This is a genomic window from Paenibacillus sp. PDC88, assembly GCF_900106725.1.
Classification (GTDB): domain Bacteria; phylum Bacillota; class Bacilli; order Paenibacillales; family Paenibacillaceae; genus Paenibacillus; species Paenibacillus shunpengii.
Genome location: NZ_FNNT01000003.1, coordinates 199356 through 219391 on the forward strand (window position 1 = coordinate 199356; position 20036 = coordinate 219391).

The window sequence follows — 20036 nt, forward strand, 5'->3', positions numbered from 1 at the left end:
ATCCAACCCTTCTATTGACGCTCTTTCAGCAAATGCGCCTGACTAAAGCGTTTTTTCCTATTCTATCACACGCTTTTGACAGAATTATAGATGAAATGACATGAAACGCTGTATTTCAACGTGCATAAAACGTAAAAAAGAGAAGCCTCCGAAGAAAAAAACGGAAGCATCTCTTATGGTTAGGATTACGGTTATTATAGCAACGAATTCAATGCAGTGGGTTGGCTTACCAAATGGAAAGAATCATCACACTCCTCCTGATCTGGCCGCCACCAGAGCTCCTTGTTGAAGCTGCTTTTGCAAAATGTTTGTACTGCGGTTTGTACTGCGGCTGATCATTGCTACTGCTTCTGCCACAAGGCCGGCACATTTGCAGGCTCCCAGCCAGGTAAGGAAGTGTGGGCTTGGAGGCATTTATACGTGCTGCCATTATAGGTCACCAGCTGACCAACCGTATATGCTGTGTTCGCTTGCCAAGGTGAAGCACCTGGATTACCTGTTTCCGCCTTGGTCTTCACACTAAGCGCGCTGCTTGCCGCAGACAAATTGCCGGCGGCATCCTTCGCTTTCACTGTAAAAGTATATGTGGTATTTGCCGCAAGACCACTGATTGTCGCTGTAGTTCCGGTTACTGTCGTTGCCAAATTCCCTCCATTGTATACCTCATACCCTGTCACACCGACATTATCCGTGGAAGACGCCCAGCTCAGTGAGACACTGGAGGTCGTTTGGGCTGTGGAGGTCAGATTAGCCGGTACGGTTGGAGCCGTCGAATCGGACGGCGGTGTCGTGCTGGAAGTCTTCACAGTTACTGCATTGCTGGCAGCAGATAAGTTGCTGGCTGCATCCTTCGCCTTCACTGTAAAGGTGTAAGAAGTGTTTGCCGCAAGCGAGCTGACCGTAGCCGTTGTACCTGTAGTGGTTGCTGCCAGGTTTGCGCCATTATACACGTTGTAGCCGGTAACCCCCACGTTGTCCGTCGAAGTGTTCCATGCGAGCGTCACGGAGCTTGCTGAAACCGCCGTCGATCGAGCATTCGCTGGAGCGCTTGGTGCAGTCGTATCCGCAGGAGGCGGTGTTGTGCCTCCGGTAGACAGATCTGCCTTCAGCTTATTCTGGAGCGTCTTGTTACGGTCTCCGCTCAGCTCCCAGAACATCGCTCCGCCAAGTCCTTTGCTCTTGATATAAGCGGTCTTGTGTCCGAGGGATTCCACATCATCATAGCTGATGAAGCGCTTATTCGATGCATTGTACAGATAAGGAACCTTGGCCGTATCGTTCCAGTAACGTGTATATCCGTTCTTGTTAATGTAGTTCGCTTCCAGATCGTAAAAATCAAATGAGCCTGGCTCCCATGTTCCTACGGAGGAACCACCCGAGCATGTTTGATACTGTCCGTTACTCGTCTGTGTACAGCCATCCCAGCCGCGGCCGTAGAATGGCACGCCCAGTACAAGCTTGCTTGCAGGCACGCCTGCATCAAGATGTCCCTGTGCCCCAGCCGAGACATTAAACGTGCTGGTATCAGGCACACCTGCGGCAGCAGCCGCCGGGTCATTATACAGCGGCGCGTTATGTGCTGAGATCTTTTGCCATGCACCATTAAAGTCATATGTCATAATGTTGATCCAATCTACGATAGATGCGATATTCGCCAGCTCCGTATTGGCTACATAGCTCGGGGAGGCTCCGCTTGCGATCGTCAGCAGATAATCCTTGCCATCCACTGCTTCTGCTGCATTCAGCTTCTCACGGATTTTGCTAAGCAGGAGCGTGTAATTCTGTTTGTCTTGAGGGCGTTTGCTGTTACCTTCAAGTCCGCCTGAAACCGGGTATTCCCAGTCCAGATCTACACCGTCAAAGTTATACTTCCGCAGGAAATCTACCGCCGAATTGGCAAAGGTCTCTCTAGTTGCCGCGGTTGCCGCGACATCGGAGAAACGGTTAGACCACGTCCAGCCGCCAACGGAAATAATTGTCTTCAGATTTGGGTTAATCTGCTTCAGTTTATTCAGCTGATTAATGTTGCCGGCATAGGGTTGATCCCATGTATCTCCTGCAAACTGCTTACCGGTATCAATCCAGGGATCACCAAGCACAATCGTACCGTTCGGTACGCTGATCGCCTGCCCTTTCTCATCCTGACAGCTCCAGGTTGCTGGGTTCGGGCCTGTGGGATCAGCATTTCCGTGAATTCCATTCCAGCAAATATCAGCAAAAGCATAATTGATATGCGTCACCTTGGTTGGATCGATATCCGTTACATTGTAAGTTCTGCCATAGGCTGCCCAGGCCGGATAATATCCGACAATTTTATAAGCATCAGCGGCCTCCGCCTTAGCTGAGGTTAATGCAAGCGAAGGAATGAAAATAGATAAGAGCATGGATAATCCTAAAAATAACTTGGCGACTCTGGCAGCAGCATGACGATGACGAGACGACTTTGGCATTAGTACACGGCCTCCTTCGTTGTTTGCGTGCTAAATCCGTTCAGAAACGGACGATGTGCGTTCGAGAACTGATTATTCGTATAGGCATCCCAGTTGATGGACCAGGTCATAATCCCTTTAATCGCTGCATAGCCTGCAGGCTGGCGAAGGGTATATGAACCACCGTATGAAACACCCTTAATCAAGTAATTCAGCGCCTTTTGCAGCTCAGCTGGCGCGGTGTAGCCACCTCCTGCCGCTTGCTGGGAAGCAGGGACCCCAATCGCGATCTGGTCTGGTCTTAGTGGACTAAAGAAAGGCCCTCCGCTTCCGCCAACATGAAATCCTTGCAGCAGCATTTCAGCCATGGCAACGTGGAAATCAGCTGTCCCCTGGGAGTAAGAGCGTCCGTCCAATCCCACCATCGAGCCGCTGTTGTAATGCTGTACATGCAGGAGCGTCAGATCATTACGCAGGGCGTGAATGACCGGCAGGTATGCGCCCCATGGACCGCCATAACTCAAATATCCGCCTTGTACATAAGCCGTTTCAGGTGCAGCAGTCAGGATAAAATCAGCACCAAAATAGGCTTTGACTGCCTTGACTCCATTAATGAGATTCACGATCTTAGGGGTTGTCGGATTGCGAAAATCCGTATCTCCCGCGTTAAGAGATAACGAGCTTCCTTCGAGATCAATATCAAGCCCGTTAAACCCATAGGCGGAAATAATCGATTTGAGTGATTCTTCAAACTGCTGGCGCTTAGTCACATCGGTGAGCTCAATCGTCCCGTTTGCACCTCCCATGGAGAGAAGGACCTTCTTGCCCTGACTCTGGAGATAAGCGATATCGGATTTGAATTGCTCTACGGTGGAGTTGTAGGGTGTGAATGCAAGAGTTCCGCTGCCATGTGAGACAGGTTCGGCAAAGGAGACGTTGATAATGTCATAGGCTGGTGAGACGTTGCGAAGTCTAATATTGGTAGATCCATTGTCGAAGTTATGCCAGTAACCGATCAGCCATTTGCTGCCGGTCGGAGCAGGACCCGGATTCGTAGAGCCAGTAGAGGTGGTTACACTGAGAGGACTGCTTGCAGCGGAGAGATTACCTGCCGCATCTTTGGACTTAACGGTGAAAGCATAGGTAGTACCGGCGGTAAGTCCACTTATAACAGCAGATGCCGAGGAAGTGCTGGCTGCAAGGCTGCCGTTCCGGTACACTTCGTATCCGGTTACGGCTACATTATCTGTGGAGGCGTTCCAGATCAGCTGAACGGATGTCTCCGTTATAAGTGTTGATGCGAGTCCCGTTGGAACGGAAGGCGGTATCGTATCCGGAGCCGGGGTTGGGTTCTCTCCTCCCGTACCATCTCCGACATCCTTCCACAATGCAGGCACATTCGGCGGCTCCCATCCGGTTAGGGCTGTATGAGCCTGAATACATTCATAATTCTTGTTCTGATATGTGACAATATCTCCTTTCTTGTATGCGGTCCCTGCCTGCCACTGGGCAGCAGCGTCAGCTCTCGGTGCAAGCCACGGAAGAATGAGAAGAATGACCAAAGCGATTGTCATTACACGGCGGAATTGAACAGCCTGATTCAAGTTAAATCCCTCCTGTACTTATTCTATTAATCTTTCGAGCATAACAAGGATTTCCTGGTGCTCATGTGGGCTTACATCGTTTTAGAAAAAAGAGTCTGAACAAACTGTGCTATTTAGGTGAATTACACCACTCCTCTCACAATAGAGTCGGACCCTTCCCTTGGACGTTCATTCATATACGGTCCTTCATCCAAATTTAACAGGGAATTTACAAATCCTCACCTAGTATTTAAACAGCAAACGATAGGGAAGATAAGGGATAAATTATTGCTATAGAGGGTGAAAAATGTGTGATTTTCCGCACAAAAAAGACTGTTCCCGAAAGTCCGGCGGACTCGTCAGAAACAGTCTGATTCTATGGATGCTTTTTGCTAGTCTTACAGAACGGCGGATTCCTCTTGTAGAGCATGACTCCTTGATGCGTTCACTTTGGCATGAATTACAAAAGCGATAATGCTGATTCCTGCTGTAATCGCGGCGAACCAGGCAACGGGCGATAGTCCTCCTGCATCATACATGATTCCCATTGCATAGGGACCTGCAACTCGTCCAATCGCAGCAATGCCTCCGGATACACCCAAGTAGAACGGTGCTGCCTTCCCTCCATACTCAGATATAAACGCCGGTGTAGCAGGTGAGATCAGCATCTCCCCAAGCGTAATGAGAATCATCGCCAGAATCATACCGGGATAATGCTGGAACAGTGCAATAACAGCAAAGCCTGCCGTGTAGAATATCGCACTTACAATCAGCTGGGCAGACGAAGTCTGAGCAAACCATCTTTTGATCAGAGAGGTGACCGGCTGAGCCACAAAAATAAGGATCCCGTTCATTGTCCACAGCAGGCTGTACGCTTTTTTCTCCATCCCTTCCTCAATGATGAAGGGCGACACCCCTGTATTCCAGATGGAGTTGCCCAGCAGGATGAACAAGGAACCGACACTGATAAAAAGGTACAGCCGAACGTTGCGAAGCAAATACCAGGTATTGTCCTCCGGCAGCTTCACCTTCTTATGCTGTGCCGGTACATAGGTCGTCCCCTGCTCCCGATCCACCTTGCTCAAATACATAAAGAAGTACCCGCCAAATATAGCTGAAGTGACACCGTTCATAATAAAACTCAAATGATAGGATATATCGGCCAGGAATCCACTGAGCGCTGTCCCGAGCGCAACCCCGATATTTTGAGCGACATAGATGACGTTGAACAGCTCGCCTCTGCGATCAGCAAAGCGAAAGCCGACAAAGGCTTGAATGGCAGGAAGAGACAAGGAGTTAAACAGCCCGATGAGGCCCATCATGACTACAAACAGCCACCATACTTCATTGATCCATGGCAGTGTGAACAGTCCCATGGCGTTCAGCAGCAGCGAACCAACGATCAGCTTCTTCACACCTATTCTATGGTATAAGCCTCCGCCGAGCAGCTGACCGAATATGCCGCCCAGGGATTGAATCAATATGACAAAGCCTGCCTGTGACATGCTCCGGCCCAGCTCATCAAATACATACATTGTGGTGAGCGGCCACATTAATGAACTGCCGGTTGCATTTACAAGGCTGGCAATTAAGAATACTTTGACTTCCTTCGGATATTGTTCAAGCCATTTCATGTTCTGTTCTCCCACGTTGTCGTTAACTTTGTATGATTAAACTTCTTGCTTGATGACTTGAACCGTTGTCGAGAAGAAGGTAGCCCCTCTGCCCATATCGGATAATCGGTCCGGAGTCAGCACGTTCGCACGCTGTCTGCCGTCCGCTCCTTCCCACCAGAGACCCTGGCTGATGACTGTACCGGGCAGCATGGTTTCACCTAACTTGGCTGTTAACTGATAAGTTCCCCGGTCATTATATACAACGACCTGATCTCCCTCCTCAATGCCTCTATGCTCAGCGTCCCGTGGATGGATATGCAGCATAGGCTGCTTCTCCATCTTCTGATGCTTCTCTACGTTTGCAAACGTCGAGTTCAAGAAGTTATGATTCGGCGGCGAGAGAAACATGAGCGGATACTTGTCTTCCCTTCCTGCCGGATGCTCGCCGTCATATCCTTCATGAAGCGGCGCATAGGCAGGCAGAGGTGACAGACCTGCTTCAAGCATCACCTTGGAATACAGCTCAATCTTGCCGGAAGGAGTTGGCAGATGATCAAGAAACTGTTCATACTCAGACATATCCAGCTTCACGAATCGCTGCTCCTTCAGCTTATTCAGCGTCACCCCGTTCAAGTATGGATTATCCGGGTAATTTAGTGCTCCCTCGATCATGGACAGCTCCGTCTCACTGAAGGCTGCTTCATCAAATCCCATAGCTTGTCCAAGCAGTGAGAACAGCTCTACGTTGCTCTTGGCTTCGCCTAGCGGTGCAATAACCGGCTCCTGGATATGTACATATTGGTGCCAAGGCGAGCTGTACAAATCGGTGTTCTCAAAATTAGAGGTTGCCGGAAGCACAATATCTGCATATTTGGCTGTGTCTGTCATGAAGAGATCGTGAACCACCGTAAACAGATCTTCCCTCGCAAACCCCTGCTCTACCCTCTTCGTATCTGGAGCGACCACGAGCGGATTCGAGCAGTATACAAACATCCCTTTAATTGGCTGCTGTTCATCATGAAGCGCTGCGCCAATCTGGTTCATGTTAATGCTTCGTGCATTCGGATTCTCTCTAAGATCCGGACGCTCCAGCGCGTCGCTGTTCAAGCTCGCGTAGCCTCCGTTGGATCTGGAGGCTCCGCCCCCGAGCTTCGCCCAAGCTCCTGTCAGCGCGGGGAGACAGGCAACAGCCCTTACATTCATTCCCCCGTTATCATGGTGCTGAAGGCCATTCCCAATATGGATGTAACCAGCCTTAGCCTGACCATAGGTCTCTGCCAGCTTCACAATATCCTCCACAGAAACACCGGTAATGAGAGATACCCGCTCTGGTGTATAGCTCTTAACATGCTCGCGAAGCTCCTCGTGACCTACTGTGTGTTGCTGCAAGAATGCCTCATCTACAAGCCCCTTCTCGAACAGCACGTTCATCATGCCGAGTGCGAGTGCGGCATCGGTTCCGGGATACAGCGGTACGAACCAGTCCGCCCACTGTGCCGTGCGGTTGCGATGAACATCAATGACAATGACCTTAGCACCTGCTTTACGCGCTTTCTCTGCAAGGACTACCTGATGCATGTTCGTGCTGATAATATTTCCGCCCCACACGATAATGACATCGGCATGCTCTGTTTCTTCCGGCACAGTCCCCCGGTTCGCACCCATCGTATATTTCCATCCGGTAGTGCCGGCTGCATTACATATGGTCTGCTCCAGCTGACTTGCACCAAGCGCATTGAAGAAGCGCCGATCCATTCCGTCTACACCGAGAATCCCCATATTTCCATAGAAGCTGTAAGGCAAAATAGCCTCTGCTCCGTATTCCTGCGATATAGCCTTGAAACGTCCCGTAATCTCGCTGATCGCTTCCTCCCAGGTTATCCGCTCAAATTTACCCTCGCCCTTGAGACCCGTTCTCCGCAAAGGATACTTCAGACGTTTCTCATCATATATACGTTCTGTCATGTTTCGGACCTTGTTACAAATGGCGCCCTTGGTAATCGGGTGATCCGGGTTGCCGGTCACCTTCACAATTTTGCCTTCCTTCTTATGCAACAGTAGTCCGCAGGTGTCGGGGCAATCAAGTGGACATACAGCAGGAAATATTCCATTCTGTTCATTAATCACAGCTTGCCTCTCCTTTCTCATAGCACTTCTTAAGTTTCAAAGTCGCTCAAACCAGTTCTTTTATCATAATTCCGGATTCCATAATCGTCAAAGTGTGACAAAAAATAAAAGCAGTTCCCGCCACTGGCAGTAACCGCTTTTCACACGAGCTGATCTAATCAAAAATATTTTTTTCACTTGTTTCATCATTTCCATGCAAGGGTAATAAAAATCAAGGCAGTTAGGAGTTAGGAAGACCCCTCCTCCAAGTGCCGTATCATAGACCACTCCCGAAAATTCGTCATGTAAAGGTTTCGTTCCCCCGAACCTAGACATGGCGAATTTTAGTATTGTCCTTGGCACCCTGTGCAAGAGGCTTGCCTTGCGGCTGTTCATGAAGATACGCCAAATAATAGGCACCTGCTACAAACACGGCTCCACCTGCAAAATTGCCCAGCCAAACCGGAATGAAATTAGCCAGATACATGCTCCAGGAATAATGTCCTTCAAATATGGCAGCGGGTATGAGAAACATGTTCGCGACAACGTGCTGAAAGCCAATCGCTACAAACGCTGCTGTCGGAATCCAGATCCCGAGCACCTTTCCACTCATCGTATCTGCTGCATAAGACAGCCACACCGCAAGTGCCACAAGCCAGTTACAGCCTATTCCCGAAATAAAAGCCTGCAGGAAGCTGTCTTCCAGCTTATGTCCCGCCATATCCACCACTTTATCCAGATAGACGCTTTCACCTGTCATCCCCAGCACATGACCGAAAAAGTAGGCAACAAAAATGGCCCCCGCGAAATTTGCCAACGTGACAAGCGCCATGTTTCGGATGAGCAGAAGTGTAGAGATCCGCCCTCGCAATCTTGCCAGAGATACGGCCATCATATTGCCCGTCAGGAGCTCTCCTCCGGCAATCAATACCAGCACCAGGCCGATGGGGAATACAAGCGCCCCGATCAGATTCGTAATACTGCCCCAAGCTTCGGGAGCCGCTGCGGTAACCCTGATATAGAGCAGAAATCCAAGGGATATATATACACCCGCCAAAAAGCCGAGGATCAAGACGACAGATAGTGGATTATGGGCTTTGGCAAAGCCGGTATCCGCTGTAAGTTCAGCAATGTCTTTAGGTTTCTGAGCTGCCATGAGCCATCCCCCTTATTTCTTTTACATTAACCCATACCTCCATTGTATCGCTTTTTCAAGCTCTCGATTGTTAATAAATTCACAAACATAAATACTGGATCGGTATTCTTATTCGTAGTCTTCACTTGCAGATAAGACGATTTAGAATAAACTGCAATTCTTAGCGTATGAAAAAACCGCCAGAGCAAAATGCGCTGACGGTCATAAGTCCAATCAAATATAGGATTATTAAACGAGAACCTCTTCCTTCTTCTCTTGAGCTTGGGCATCAACTGGCTTCAGTGCTTTCTGTCCTACACTGTTCAGGAAGTTCCAAGGCTTGTTGTAGTGCGGCTGGAAGAAGAAGTCGATAAACGCCAGCTCATCTACAGTCATCTCATTCTGGATACATACGGACAAGGTATTAATCGACTGTGTAAGCTCGGCTTCACTCATCAGCTGTGCCCCCACAATCCGGCGGGATTCCTGCTCAAATATCACTTTAATTAGAACCTTCTCTGCCGTAGGCATGAATTCCGGACGATAGCTGTCCTCGAGAGTAACGCTCTCGACCTTAAGTCCCGCTGCTACTGCCCCAGCTTCTGTCAGGCCTGTTCCCGCGATGTTCTGTTCATAAATCTTGATCCCTGATGTACCTTGGGTTCCCATGTAGCGTGTCACAGGAGCCTTGAGGTTGCGGGCAACCAGCGTACCCATGCGCACCGCATTGGTTGCGAGCGGAATATAGGATGCTTGTCGAGTTGGATTGTAATAGATCGCACTGCTGTCTCCGGCTGCAAAGACATCAGGATTGCTTGTGCGCATGTAGCGATCCACCAGAATCGCTCCGTTCGGCATCATGTCAACCTGACCCTTTAAGAGCTCGGTGTTCGGACGGAAGCCAATGCACAGAATAACCAGATCGGTTTCGTAAGTGCCTTTGTCGGTAACGACTTTGCGTACGCTGCCCTCTTCTCCTTCGAAGCGGCTTACTTTCTCGCCAAGCACAAGCTGAATGCCCTTGTCCGTGAGGTCGGACTGAATACGGTCGGTAAATTCAGCATCCAAATATTTGCTTAGAATGCGGTCTTCTGCATCAATCAGCGTTACTTCTTTGCCATTCATCTGGAATGCTTCGACCAGCTCAATACCGATATAGCCTGCACCTACAACGGTTACGTGGCGTGCATCTTGAGATTTGGCAATAATCGTATTGGAGTGCTCATAGTTCTTGCACAGAAGCACGTTGTTCAGATCAATCCCTTCAAGATTCGGAATAATCGGCCATGATCCAGTCGTCACAATCAGCTTGTCATAAGTGTCCACAAGCTCCTCGCCTGTGTTCAAGCTGCGTGCTTTAAGCGATTTAGCCTTCGTATCCACTTCAATTACTTCATGAAGCATACGCATTTTGACGCCCAGCTCCTGCAGCTGTGCAGGTGAAGAATAGAACAATCCGTGAGGATCTTTAACGACCCCGCCAACATATAGTGCAATCCCGCAGGATAAGAAGGATACATTGTCATTGCGTTCATAAACGGTAATTTCGGCATCTGGATAAAGCTTTGCTGTATTAATAATGGCTGCTGTCCCAGCGTGTGTACATCCAATAACGGCTACTTTCATTCTAAAATACCTCCTTAAGGTTAAAAAAGAGCTTTATGGTTGTGATGTGAAATATTTCACTACTATAGGGTTAACGATGCCAGGGCTTTATTTCGTTAAGCTAAGCTAATAACCATCCATCGAAAAACTGCCCTGTAGCATCCTATCTTTGTTGAATGTGATTTATTTCACTATGTCTATGTCTTTATTATAATGTGACACATTTCACAATTCAAGCCAAGTTTAACTTTTTACAAAAAATTTTGTTTATAAGGCCGCTAAAGAAAACAAATGAACTCAGAAAGCCTTGATTAGAAAGGGATTTGATACATTTGGACCGTTCTCCTTCGTTCCCCGAAAGACAGCTGGACTCCCTGCTGCCATTGGCGGTTCCATATTTTAGGAGTAGAATGAGACCTGTTAGCGGATCAGCCGCGAAATACGGTTTATTTTATTAGGAAAGGAGCTGCACATTATGAAGTTCTCTTGGAAACGGAATTTGTTTGTGCTATGGGTCGGTGTCTTTTTTTGCAGCACAGCTTATTCCATCTCCATCCCCTTCTTGCCCATATTTATGAATACCGAGCTGGATGTCGGAGAAGACTATATCGAGCTGTGGGCCGGGGTTGCTTTTGGGATTACTTTTCTCGCCAGTGCACTGATATCCCCTTTCTGGGGCTCTCTTGCTGACAAATACGGGCGAAAACCGATGCTCATTCGCTCAGGATTTGCGCTTGCCTTCCTGTATTTAATCAGCTACTTTGTGCACGATCCTTATGTCTTTATTGCCGTCCGCATCTTTCAGGGGCTGCTAGCGGGCTTCGTGCCTGCTTCCATTGCGCTCGTAGCCACGAACACGCCGGAGGCCAAAACCGGATATGCTCTCGGGATCATGTCGACCGCAGGAGCTACCGGCAGCATCATCGGTCCCTTGATCGGCGGAGTTGTCAGCCATTACTACGGTAACCGCAATGCTTTTCTGTTCTCTGCCCTGATTGTGCTGGTGTCCGCACTCATTGCTACCTTCTTTGTCAAAGAGCATAATTTTAATCGTTCTGCCGCCCGTTCAAGAGTACGGGATGATATTAAGCAGGCATCTGCCAATAAACCATTCATGGCACTGCTCGCCATTATGGCCGTGACGACTTTTTCTGTCATGATTCTGGAGCCGCTTCTTACCGTATACGTCATGGAGATGGGTGTATCGGTTGATGAAGCCTCCCTGACCTCTGGAATTATTTTCTCTTCCGTCGGCATCGCGACCATCATCATGGCTCCAAGGTGGGCCAAGATTGGACAGCGAATCGGCTACTCCAAAATTCTCATTATTGGACTTGTCGGCGGCGGACTTGGCAACATGCTTCAGGTTCTTGTAAGCGATTATATTGGCTTCGGCCTGCTTCGGTTCGGATACGGATTGTTTTTTGCTGCTGTATATCCAACCATTAATGCACTCATCGTGGAAACGACGGATTCCGCATTTAGAGGCAGGGCCTTCAGCCTCAACCAATCGGCTTCGCAGCTCGCGACCATGGCAGGGCCAATTATCGGCGGTCTGCTTGGCAGCCTGATGCCGATCCGCTGGATCTTCGTCCTTAATGGACTCGTGCTTCTTATCGCTGCCTGGATGATCATTCGCAGCAGGCGAAGCAGCAATTATGCCTTTACCAAATCTTCTTCACCTGTACTTAAACAGGTGGATCGGTATTAGCATTTACAAATCAGCCGTTTCAATTCAGCACGATATATGGAAAGCATGATCTCAATATAAAAAGCTTGTCATCCCATAGAATCTTTTGATTCCATTAATGGGTGACAAGCTTCGTTTTTTTCATAATAATATAAAATCTACCTACAACAGCTTCTCGATGAGCTCGGTCATTTCTTCTGGAGATTGCTTGGGCTCAAAGCGCTGAATCACCTGTCCATCCCGATCAATAACAAACTTCGTGAAATTCCACTGGATGTCACTGGTCTCGCCAGCACCAGGCTCCTGCTCTTTGAGGTACTGGAACAAGGGATGGGTGTTCTCTCCGTTCACCTCTACTTTGGCAAAGACCGGAAAATTCACACCGTAATTGATCTGACAGAACTCTTCAGCTTCTCCGCTCGTTCCCGGCTCCTGCCCGCCAAACTGATTGCAAGGAAATGCTAATACAACAAGTCCCTGATCCTTGTAGCGGTCATACAACTTCTGCAGCTCGCCATATTGCGGTGTCAGCCCGCATTTGCTCGCTGTATTCGCAATAACCAGCACTTTCCCAGTGTACATATCAAGAGGGACCTCCTGATTGGCCGTTGTCACTGCAGTGTAACCATATACTGACATGTTCTTGTGCCTCCTTCTTAATCTCATCTAATAATTACCCGTTCGTCTTACAGCTCTAATCATACCAAATCCAGACGTGAAACAAAAAAGGCTTCCCGCAAGGAAGCCTTAATGAATGGTTTAACCCTCAAGTCACGATGCCTGGTGCCTTACACACCCGCCACTTGACGAATCTGTGTATGAATCGAATTCGTTGCGCCCACAAGACCCGCATTGTCTTTACCTGCAAGTGCATACGGCAGGCAGAGCGGAACGCCTGTACGCGGATCAGTAATAATATCCGCCTCTATCCCGAACACTTCACGCATGACATCTGACGTCATGACCTCCTGCGGAGATCCGATCGCCGCTGCCTTACCCTGTTTAATTGCGATCATATGATGGGCATAACGAGTAGCATGGTTAAGATCATGCACAACCATGACAATTGTACGCTGTGAACTGATATTAAGCTCCTCTAGCAGCTGAAGCACCTCCAGCTGATGCGCCATGTCAAGGAAGGTTGTCGGCTCATCCAGGAACAAAATGTCGGTATCCTGAGCAAGTGCCATCGCAATCCATGCACGCTGGCGCTGACCACCGGACAGCTGGTCAATGGGACGATCATGAAATTCATTCAAGCCTGTCGCTTCAATGGCCCACTCGACCATCTTCTTGTCTTCTTCCTTGAGTGAACCGAAGCCCTTCTGATAGGGAAAACGACCATAGGATACGAGCTCAGTTACCGTCAGACCTTCCGGAGCTGTAGGATTCTGCGGCAAGATAGCCAGCTGCTTCGCCACTTCACGTGTTGACTGCTTATGGATGGATTTGCCGTCCAATAATACTTGACCCGCCTTCGGCTGCATTAAACGTGCCATCGTTTTGAGAATTGTCGATTTCCCCGATCCATTGGCTCCAACTAGGGCTGTTATTTTCCCCTGTGGTATTTGGATATTCAAATCCTCAACAATAAGTCTATCCTCGTAGGCTATAGACAGTCCGGTCGTTTCTAAACGAAACATGAGCGATCATCTCCTTAGAATGGTTGGTCATCAGAAGCGTAAATCTTGGATGTATGTAAATGAAATGAAATTCGTATGAAGATCAGATGAGTAATCAATGTTAAATCAACGTATAAATTAGAACTCTATTTAAAGATACTGATAATCATTATCATTTGTCAAGTACTGTGATCGATGCTCACACAAAAAACACACCTTCTAGTGTAAGCTAAAGAGTTCATCTTAGGCCTGGAATTAGAAGGTGTGTCACATTATATGGTTATTTCATTTAACAAAGCGTTACCTGCCTCGGCGTCCTCCGCCCCTGCGGCTGTCACGCCCTGCAGCAGAGCCTCCTTGGCTAGAGCTTGGACCCGAACGGCCTCCGGTCTGCTTGCCGGAACGTCCCGATGAGGACGGACCGCCTCGCCCATCTCTGCTGCCACTGCCTCGGCCAGAGCTCGGCTTGCTGTCTGCACGCCATGGTCGATCCTTATCCGCTCGCTTTTGACCTCCACGACCGCCGGCTCCGCCATCACTGCGTGATCCGCGCGCATTGTCCGGGCGTTCGCCTGAACGCCCGCCTGTGCCCTTGCGAGCGCGATCTCCTCTATCGTCTCTTGACTTACGTGCGCTGCCCTGTCCGCCGGAGCGGCCACCGTCACGCTTCGCATCCGAACGCACTTTGCGTGTATCGATTGTGCTTCCTCCGCCGCTGAACTTCTGGAGCGAGCCCGGCTCGCCGGCATAGCCGCTCTGCCAGCCAATGCGGTCCAGACGCTGATCTGTGCCCTGCTCAATACGTGCGAGCTCCGGCTTGTCCTTCGGTGCGGCAAAGGTAAGCGCTAGTCCCTTGCCGCCTGCTCGCCCTGTTCTGCCGATCCGGTGAATGTAGCTCTCCGGGTCATGTGGAATGTCATAGTTAAACACATGAGTTACGCCTTCCACATCCAGCCCTCTAGCAGCGACATCCGTAGCGACAAGCAGTTGCAGCTTGGCATTTCGGAACGCCTTCATCACCGTCTCGCGCTTCGCTTGGGAGAGATCGCCATGAAGCTCATCGCTCGCATACCCCAAGTCCTGAAGCGCTGAATTCAGCGCAGACGCACGGCGCTTGGTACGGCAGAAGATGATGCCCAGGTATGGACGATACTGCTCAATCGCACCAATGAGCGCTTCCTGCTTCGTACGATCCGTACATTCTACGACCAGCTGACGAATCTGCTTAATAGGAATCACAGAGTCGGATTTGACTTTAACATCAATCGGCTCCTTCATGTAGGTGCGGCCCAGTCTGCGGATGCCCGTCGGCATGGTTGCAGAGAAGAGCATCGTTTGACGCTTGTAGGGCAATGCCTTAATCAGCGTCTCCACCTCGTTCAAGAATCCCATGTGGAGCATTTGATCGGCCTCATCTAGAACGAGAATCTTCACTTTGTCCAGCGCAAGCGTTCCTCTGCCCAGATGATCAATGAGTCTTCCTGGCGTACCGATAATAATTTGGGCTCCGCCCTTCAGCTTATGCAGCTGCTTCTCCACGTCCTGACCGCCATATACAGCAAGCACTCGGATGGCTTCGTTCGCTTCCGTCAGCTTCTTCGCTTCGGTCGTAATCTGCAGCGCCAGCTCTCGGGTCGGTGCAATAATGAGAGCCTGTGGGGATCGATCCTCCGCATGGATACGCTGCAGAATAGGCAGCATAAATGCAAACGTCTTGCCTGTTCCTGTCTGTGCCTCTGCAATCACATCTGAACCCGCAAGGGCAAGCGGAATGGACTTCTCCTGCACCGGTGTTGGAGTGGCGATTCCCTGCTGACGCAGAACCTCGCTCCATTCCGGCTTAATACCTAATTGTTCAAAACTCAAAATAGTCACCTCATAATATCCATTCGCTAAAAAGACTTATTTCATCACTTTGCGTATGATTTTCAAATTGTTTTTTGACGGATATTTCATCTTGATATCAAATTTATTGGTCTGCTTAAGCACACTCTTCATGTGAGAAAAAGCAGCAAAGCTCGATTCTCCATGATAGCTTCCCATCCCGCTCTCTCCGACTCCGCCAAAAGGAAGATGCGGTGTGGCAACATGCATCAGTGTATCATTAATACAGCCTCCACCAAAAGAAATTTGTTCAATAATGCGCTCCTGCACCATTTTATTCTCCGTAAATAGATACAAGGCGAGCGGTTTAGGGCGCGCATTGACCATATGCACCACCTCATCGAGATGCTGATAGGTCATCATAGGAAGAATCGGTCCGAAGATCTCCTCCTGCATGACCGGGTCCTCCCAGCTGATCTCCTCCAGGATGGTAGGTGCAATCTTCAGGGATTCCTCGCGCACTTCGCCGCCCAGCACAATAGAGCCTGTCTGTAGAAATGCTTGCAGCCGCTCAAAATGCTTGGGAGATACGATTCTTCCGTAATCCGGATGCTCCACTGGTTCTTTGCCATAAAAAGACTTGATCGCCTTCGCATACTCCTCTACAAAGGCATCCCTGACACCCTCATGCACAAGCAGATAATCGGGAGCTATACAGGTCTGTCCCGCATTCGTGACCTTGCCGAAGGCAACCCGCTTGGCCGCGAGCTTCACATGGGCGTCCTGATGAATGATGCAGGGGCTCTTGCCGCCCAGCTCCAGCGTAAGCGGAGTCAGCTGCTCGGCTGCAGCCTTCATGACGACCTTGCCCACCGCGACACTACCGGTGAAGAAGATCTTGTCAAAAGACTGATGCAGCAGCTCCTGACTGGTCTCCACCGCGCCTTCAACCACTGTAATATAAGCGGGGTCATACAGCTCTCCGATCAAGGAGTTAAGGACAGCAGAGACATGCGGCGTCAGCTCTGACGGCTTGATGACCGCTGTGTTACCGGCAGCAATAGCTCCTAGCAGCGGAGACAAGGCCAATTGGAAGGGATAATTCCACGGAGCGATAATGAGAGCTGTGCCGTATGGCTCGGCCACAATATATCCTTTGCTTCCAATGTGCGTCTTCAGGCTTGTCTTCACTCTCTTCCGTTTCATCCATCCCTTCAGCCTTTTCTTAATAAAATCGATCTCCTCCAGCAAGATGCCATATTCGGTCATGATCGCTTCCTGTTCGCTCTTGTTTAGATCGATTCTAACGGCCTCCAGAATCTCGGGCTTGCGCCGTACGATACCTTCTCTCAGCAGTCTTAGCTGCTCCAGCCTGAATTCCAGTCTGCGCGTCGCACCGCTGCTGTAATAGTCTTTTTGTCTCTGTACAATTTCATGAATTCCGTTCATTTGTGACAACCACCCTTACTTTAAAATCTACCTGAACGAATAATATGGATAATGAACCACACCACCATAAGACCCGCTACCGCAAGCCCAATCTCAACAATTGGAATATTCCACTTCTGTTCACTTAAGGCAGCCCCGACGATAAGCCCAACCATCAATATACTGAACGCAAGCAGTACAATGCTGAAGGACAGCCGATTGCTGATCTGATCAAGCTTCTTCATCACCTGCTCAACCTCTGGGACGCTCACCTCGAGTTTTAATTTCCCTTTGCTAATAATCGAGGTCAGAAGCCGGGCTTGCCCTGGCAACTCAATGATGGATTCCACAAGGTCGCTCACACCGCTGAACACTTTGCCGCGAAGGCGTCTTGTATTGAACTTCTCACGTACCAGCTTGCGACCGAAGGGCTCGGCCATATCAATAATGCTGATGCTCGGGTCCAGGTGCTCAATAACCCCTTCCAAAGTGACCAGTGCCTTGCCCAGCAGGATAATGTCCGGGGGAAGTGTGATTTGATGACGCTGCGCCACACCAAACAGATCGCTCAGTGCCTTGCCTATGCTGATTCTGGAGAATGGAATGTCATAGTATTCATCCCGCAGCCGGTCTAGATCACCGTGCAGTACGCTCATATTGATTCCTTCAGGAATCATGCCAAGCTTATCAATAGCTCGAACCATGCTGTCTGTGTTCTTACGCATCAATGCGATAATCAGCGATGCCAGGTGCTCCTTCATATCCCCATGCAGACGCCCCACCATGCCAAAATCGAGATAGGCCAGCGTCTCATCCTTCATAACCATGAGATTTCCGGGATGGGGATCAGCATGGAAGAAGCCCTCAATAAAGATCTGGTTCAGCATGGAGTCAACCAGCTTCTGGGCGATCCCTTTCAGCTCATACCCCCGGCTAAGCAGCAGTTCTCGCTGATTCAGCATAATTCCATCCATGTATTCCATCGTCAGCACTTTGGCACTCGTGTAGTCCCAATATATTTTCGGGATATGTATTTGCGGATGATCGATAAATTGTTGCCCAACTTTCTCTGTATTTCTTCCTTCATGGCTGTAATCAAGCTCGGCGAGCAGAGAATCCGCGAATTCTTCCACCATCTCCCGAAGCTGATACCTAATCACCCACTCCCACCTGCGCTCAGCAAGTGCCACAAAGTCTCTGAGTATATCAAGGTCTCGTCTAATAATCGGAGCAATGCCCGGTCTCTGTATCTTGATGGCTACCTTCTCTCCCGTCACCAGCTTGCCAATATGGACTTGTCCTATGCTGGCGGCTGCCAGTGGCGTATCATCAAAATGGCTGAGCACCTGCTCGAGCGGTACTCCCAGCTCCTGCTCCAGAATGCCCTTTGCCGTTTCAGACGAGAAGGCAGGAACCTGATCCTGTAATTTGGTCAGCTCCTGTACGATACCCGCAGGAAGCAGATCCGAGCGGGTACTTGCAAGCTGGCCCAGCTTCACAAAGGTAGGACCCAGATCCTCCAGCACATGCCGTATTCGTTCGCCCAGCGATTTGGATTCAGGAATACCCTCCCGCATAATCCACCGTCTAGGCAGTGATAACGCTTGAAAGAAGCCCATTTCCTCCACCATATAGCCGAAGCCATGACGCATCAGCGCCATGGCAATATCTCTGTACCGTCCTGCATTTTGTACACGAACAGCCATTATTCAATCTCTTTGGTAGGAGGCTGCATATCAGGCGTTGTTTCATCAAGCACCGGCGTTTCCGGCAGAGGCTTATTCGGCAATTCCGGATCTGCTGCGGGCTTCTGCTGTGCAGCCCGAGCTTCTAGCTCAGCGATACGCTTCTCCAATCTCGCCACATCTGCTCTTGTCGGCACACCAAGGTCTACAAGCACCTTCTCCACCTGATCCGTAATCGCCTTCTTGATCCCGGCCGATTCCTCGGCTCCACGTTCCATCAGCTTATCAATAACTGCCTTGGATTGAGACGGAGCAAGCTCTCCGCGTTTAACAAGCTCATTTACAGCACCTTCAATCTTTTCCTTACTGTAAAGAGTAAATCCTACGCCAAGGGATACTGCCTTCTTGAACAAGTCGCTCATGATTACGATGGCCTCCTTTATTTTCCTTTATTGAATCAATTTATTATGAAATTAATTCTATTATATCTGCTTTTGCCGTCTTATACTCTCATCTTTGTACGCGTCGCCCACATTGCAGACTGAACGATCAGCTTGCGGAAGGGCTCCGCGGAGAAGGAAGGAACATCATGTCCCGGCATAAGGTATACGACTCTCCCCATTCCGTAAGAGTGGGCCCAGGCACAAGGCCACGTGCCTTCACCATCTGTATATTCCAGCAAGACCGTCTTCTCCGAAAATGAATCGAATTCGAATCGGTACGGTTCTTCCTCCATTGTAAAATGATTTACCCCCTCAACGATGGCGTGACCCTCCGCGGCCACTTTAAATTCAAGCTTCCGTGGTGCCGGGTGTCCTGTAAATCTTCCCCCGAGCAGCTGAGCGATCTCATACCGATTGTGCATCGAGATCCCATTATGCAGCACCAGCAGCGCTCCTCCTCCGCTTACATAGCTGAGCAGACCCGCTGTTTGCTGGGGCGCAATGGCTCCCTTCCAATCATCCACATAGGAAATGAGCAGATCGTAGCCGGATAAGTGCTCAGCAAGCAGCAAGTTTCGATTCTCGCTGCACTGAACCGTCATCACATCCTGCAAAATATGGCTGATCTCCTCATCCACACCTTGCAATGGATGATACATCGGATGTGTGTAATCTCCTAACAGCAATGCTTTCTTTCGTTCCATCCTTCTTTCCTCCTTGCTCTTTCTTAGCCGTTTAGCTCATAGAGCCTAGTATAGCCTCAATCGATGAGCTAAATCCACACATTCTATCTCCTAGAATCAAGCCGGCTGTCACTGAATAATCACATAAAAATACGAACCAGGCCGGGCTTACTGCCTGAGCCGGTTC

Annotated in this window: 14 protein-coding genes; 1 reads left to right on the forward strand and 13 read right to left on the reverse strand. The window is 49.5% G+C overall.

Going from position 1 to position 20036, the window contains the following annotated elements; genetic code table 11:
- Positions 1–341: 341 nt before the first annotated feature.
- The 6 genes from BLW49_RS11470 to BLW49_RS11495 form a co-directional block, all read right to left on the reverse strand.
- Positions 342–2450 (reverse strand): glycosyl hydrolase family 18 protein, encoded by a 2109-nt coding sequence (locus BLW49_RS11470; protein WP_090724715.1) that lies wholly within the window; start codon positions 2448–2450, stop codon positions 342–344.
- Positions 2450–4003 (reverse strand): chitinase, encoded by a 1554-nt coding sequence (locus BLW49_RS11475; RefSeq protein WP_090725073.1) that lies wholly within the window; start codon positions 4001–4003, stop codon positions 2450–2452. Before BLW49_RS11475 ends, BLW49_RS11470 begins: the two co-directional genes overlap by 1 nt.
- A 407-nt stretch (positions 4004–4410) precedes the next feature.
- On the reverse strand, positions 4411–5646 hold the full coding sequence (locus BLW49_RS11480; protein WP_090724717.1) for an MFS transporter: 1236 nt from the start codon (positions 5644–5646) through the stop codon (positions 4411–4413).
- A 36-nt stretch (positions 5647–5682) separates the two neighbouring features.
- Positions 5683–7776: a molybdopterin-containing oxidoreductase family protein gene (locus BLW49_RS11485; protein WP_090724720.1), complete on the reverse strand. Its 2094-nt coding sequence runs from the start codon at positions 7774–7776 to the stop codon at positions 5683–5685.
- A gap of 286 nt (positions 7777–8062) precedes the next feature.
- Positions 8063–8890, reverse strand: coding sequence for a formate/nitrite transporter family protein (locus BLW49_RS11490; protein WP_090724722.1), 828 nt, complete (start codon positions 8888–8890; stop codon positions 8063–8065).
- A 228-nt stretch (positions 8891–9118) separates the two neighbouring features.
- A complete protein-coding gene (locus BLW49_RS11495; protein ID WP_090724724.1) occupies positions 9119–10495 on the reverse strand; it encodes an FAD-dependent oxidoreductase in 1377 nt (458 codons plus the stop codon).
- A gap of 454 nt (positions 10496–10949) precedes the next feature.
- Between BLW49_RS11495 and BLW49_RS11500 the strand changes: the two genes are divergently transcribed.
- A complete protein-coding gene (locus tag BLW49_RS11500) occupies positions 10950–12185 on the forward strand; it encodes an MFS transporter (RefSeq protein WP_090724725.1) in 1236 nt (411 codons plus the stop codon).
- Positions 12186–12326: 141 nt separating this feature from the next.
- Here BLW49_RS11500 and BLW49_RS11505 read toward each other — a convergent pair whose 3' ends face one another.
- The 7 genes from BLW49_RS11505 to BLW49_RS11535 form a co-directional block, all read right to left on the reverse strand.
- Positions 12327–12803 (reverse strand): glutathione peroxidase, encoded by a 477-nt coding sequence (locus BLW49_RS11505; RefSeq protein WP_090724727.1) that lies wholly within the window; start codon positions 12801–12803, stop codon positions 12327–12329.
- 149 nt (positions 12804–12952) lie between these two features.
- Positions 12953–13807, reverse strand: a complete 855-nt coding sequence (locus tag BLW49_RS11510) for an ABC transporter ATP-binding protein (RefSeq protein ID WP_076314445.1) — start codon at positions 13805–13807, stop codon at positions 12953–12955.
- A gap of 279 nt (positions 13808–14086) precedes the next feature.
- A complete protein-coding gene (locus tag BLW49_RS11515; protein WP_090725075.1) occupies positions 14087–15655 on the reverse strand; it encodes a DEAD/DEAH box helicase in 1569 nt (522 codons plus the stop codon).
- A 33-nt stretch (positions 15656–15688) separates the two neighbouring features.
- Positions 15689–17059 (reverse strand): aldehyde dehydrogenase, encoded by a 1371-nt coding sequence (locus BLW49_RS11520; protein ID WP_090724728.1) that lies wholly within the window; start codon positions 17057–17059, stop codon positions 15689–15691.
- Positions 17060–17079: 20 nt separating this feature from the next.
- Positions 17080–18744 carry an ABC1 kinase family protein gene (locus BLW49_RS11525; protein WP_090724730.1) on the reverse strand — a complete coding sequence of 555 codons (1665 nt, stop codon included), beginning with the start codon at positions 18742–18744 and terminating at the stop codon, positions 17080–17082.
- On the reverse strand, positions 18744–19145 hold the full coding sequence (locus tag BLW49_RS11530; protein WP_090724731.1) for a phasin family protein: 402 nt from the start codon (positions 19143–19145) through the stop codon (positions 18744–18746). Before BLW49_RS11530 ends, BLW49_RS11525 begins: the two co-directional genes overlap by 1 nt.
- 80 nt (positions 19146–19225) lie before the next feature.
- Positions 19226–19870: a ThuA domain-containing protein gene (locus BLW49_RS11535; RefSeq protein WP_076314441.1), complete on the reverse strand. Its 645-nt coding sequence runs from the start codon at positions 19868–19870 to the stop codon at positions 19226–19228.
- Positions 19871–20036: the final 166 nt, after the last annotated feature.

What these genes read in the sequence shown, in the direction of transcription:
- BLW49_RS11470 (WP_090724715.1), bottom strand. Translation starts at nt 2,450, where the DNA reads ATGCCAAAGTCGTCTCGTCATCGTCATGCTGCTGCCAGAGTCGCCAAG.
- BLW49_RS11475 (WP_090725073.1), bottom strand. Translation starts at nt 4,003, where the DNA reads ATGACAATCGCTTTGGTCATTCTTCTCATTCTTCCGTGGCTTGCACCG.
- BLW49_RS11480 (WP_090724717.1), bottom strand. Translation starts at nt 5,646, where the DNA reads ATGAAATGGCTTGAACAATATCCGAAGGAAGTCAAAGTATTCTTAATT.
- BLW49_RS11485 (WP_090724720.1), bottom strand. Translation starts at nt 7,776, where the DNA reads ATGAGAAAGGAGAGGCAAGCTGTGATTAATGAACAGAATGGAATATTT.
- BLW49_RS11490 (WP_090724722.1), bottom strand. Translation starts at nt 8,890, where the DNA reads ATGGCAGCTCAGAAACCTAAAGACATTGCTGAACTTACAGCGGATACC.
- BLW49_RS11495 (WP_090724724.1), bottom strand. Translation starts at nt 10,495, where the DNA reads ATGAAAGTAGCCGTTATTGGATGTACACACGCTGGGACAGCAGCCATT.
- BLW49_RS11500 (WP_090724725.1), top strand. Translation starts at nt 10,950, where the DNA reads ATGAAGTTCTCTTGGAAACGGAATTTGTTTGTGCTATGGGTCGGTGTC.
- BLW49_RS11505 (WP_090724727.1), bottom strand. Translation starts at nt 12,803, where the DNA reads ATGTCAGTATATGGTTACACTGCAGTGACAACGGCCAATCAGGAGGTC.
- BLW49_RS11510 (WP_076314445.1), bottom strand. Translation starts at nt 13,807, where the DNA reads ATGTTTCGTTTAGAAACGACCGGACTGTCTATAGCCTACGAGGATAGA.
- BLW49_RS11520 (WP_090724728.1), bottom strand. Translation starts at nt 17,059, where the DNA reads ATGAACGGAATTCATGAAATTGTACAGAGACAAAAAGACTATTACAGC.
- BLW49_RS11525 (WP_090724730.1), bottom strand. Translation starts at nt 18,744, where the DNA reads ATGGCTGTTCGTGTACAAAATGCAGGACGGTACAGAGATATTGCCATG.
- BLW49_RS11530 (WP_090724731.1), bottom strand. Translation starts at nt 19,145, where the DNA reads ATGAGCGACTTGTTCAAGAAGGCAGTATCCCTTGGCGTAGGATTTACT.
- BLW49_RS11535 (WP_076314441.1), bottom strand. Translation starts at nt 19,870, where the DNA reads ATGGAACGAAAGAAAGCATTGCTGTTAGGAGATTACACACATCCGATG.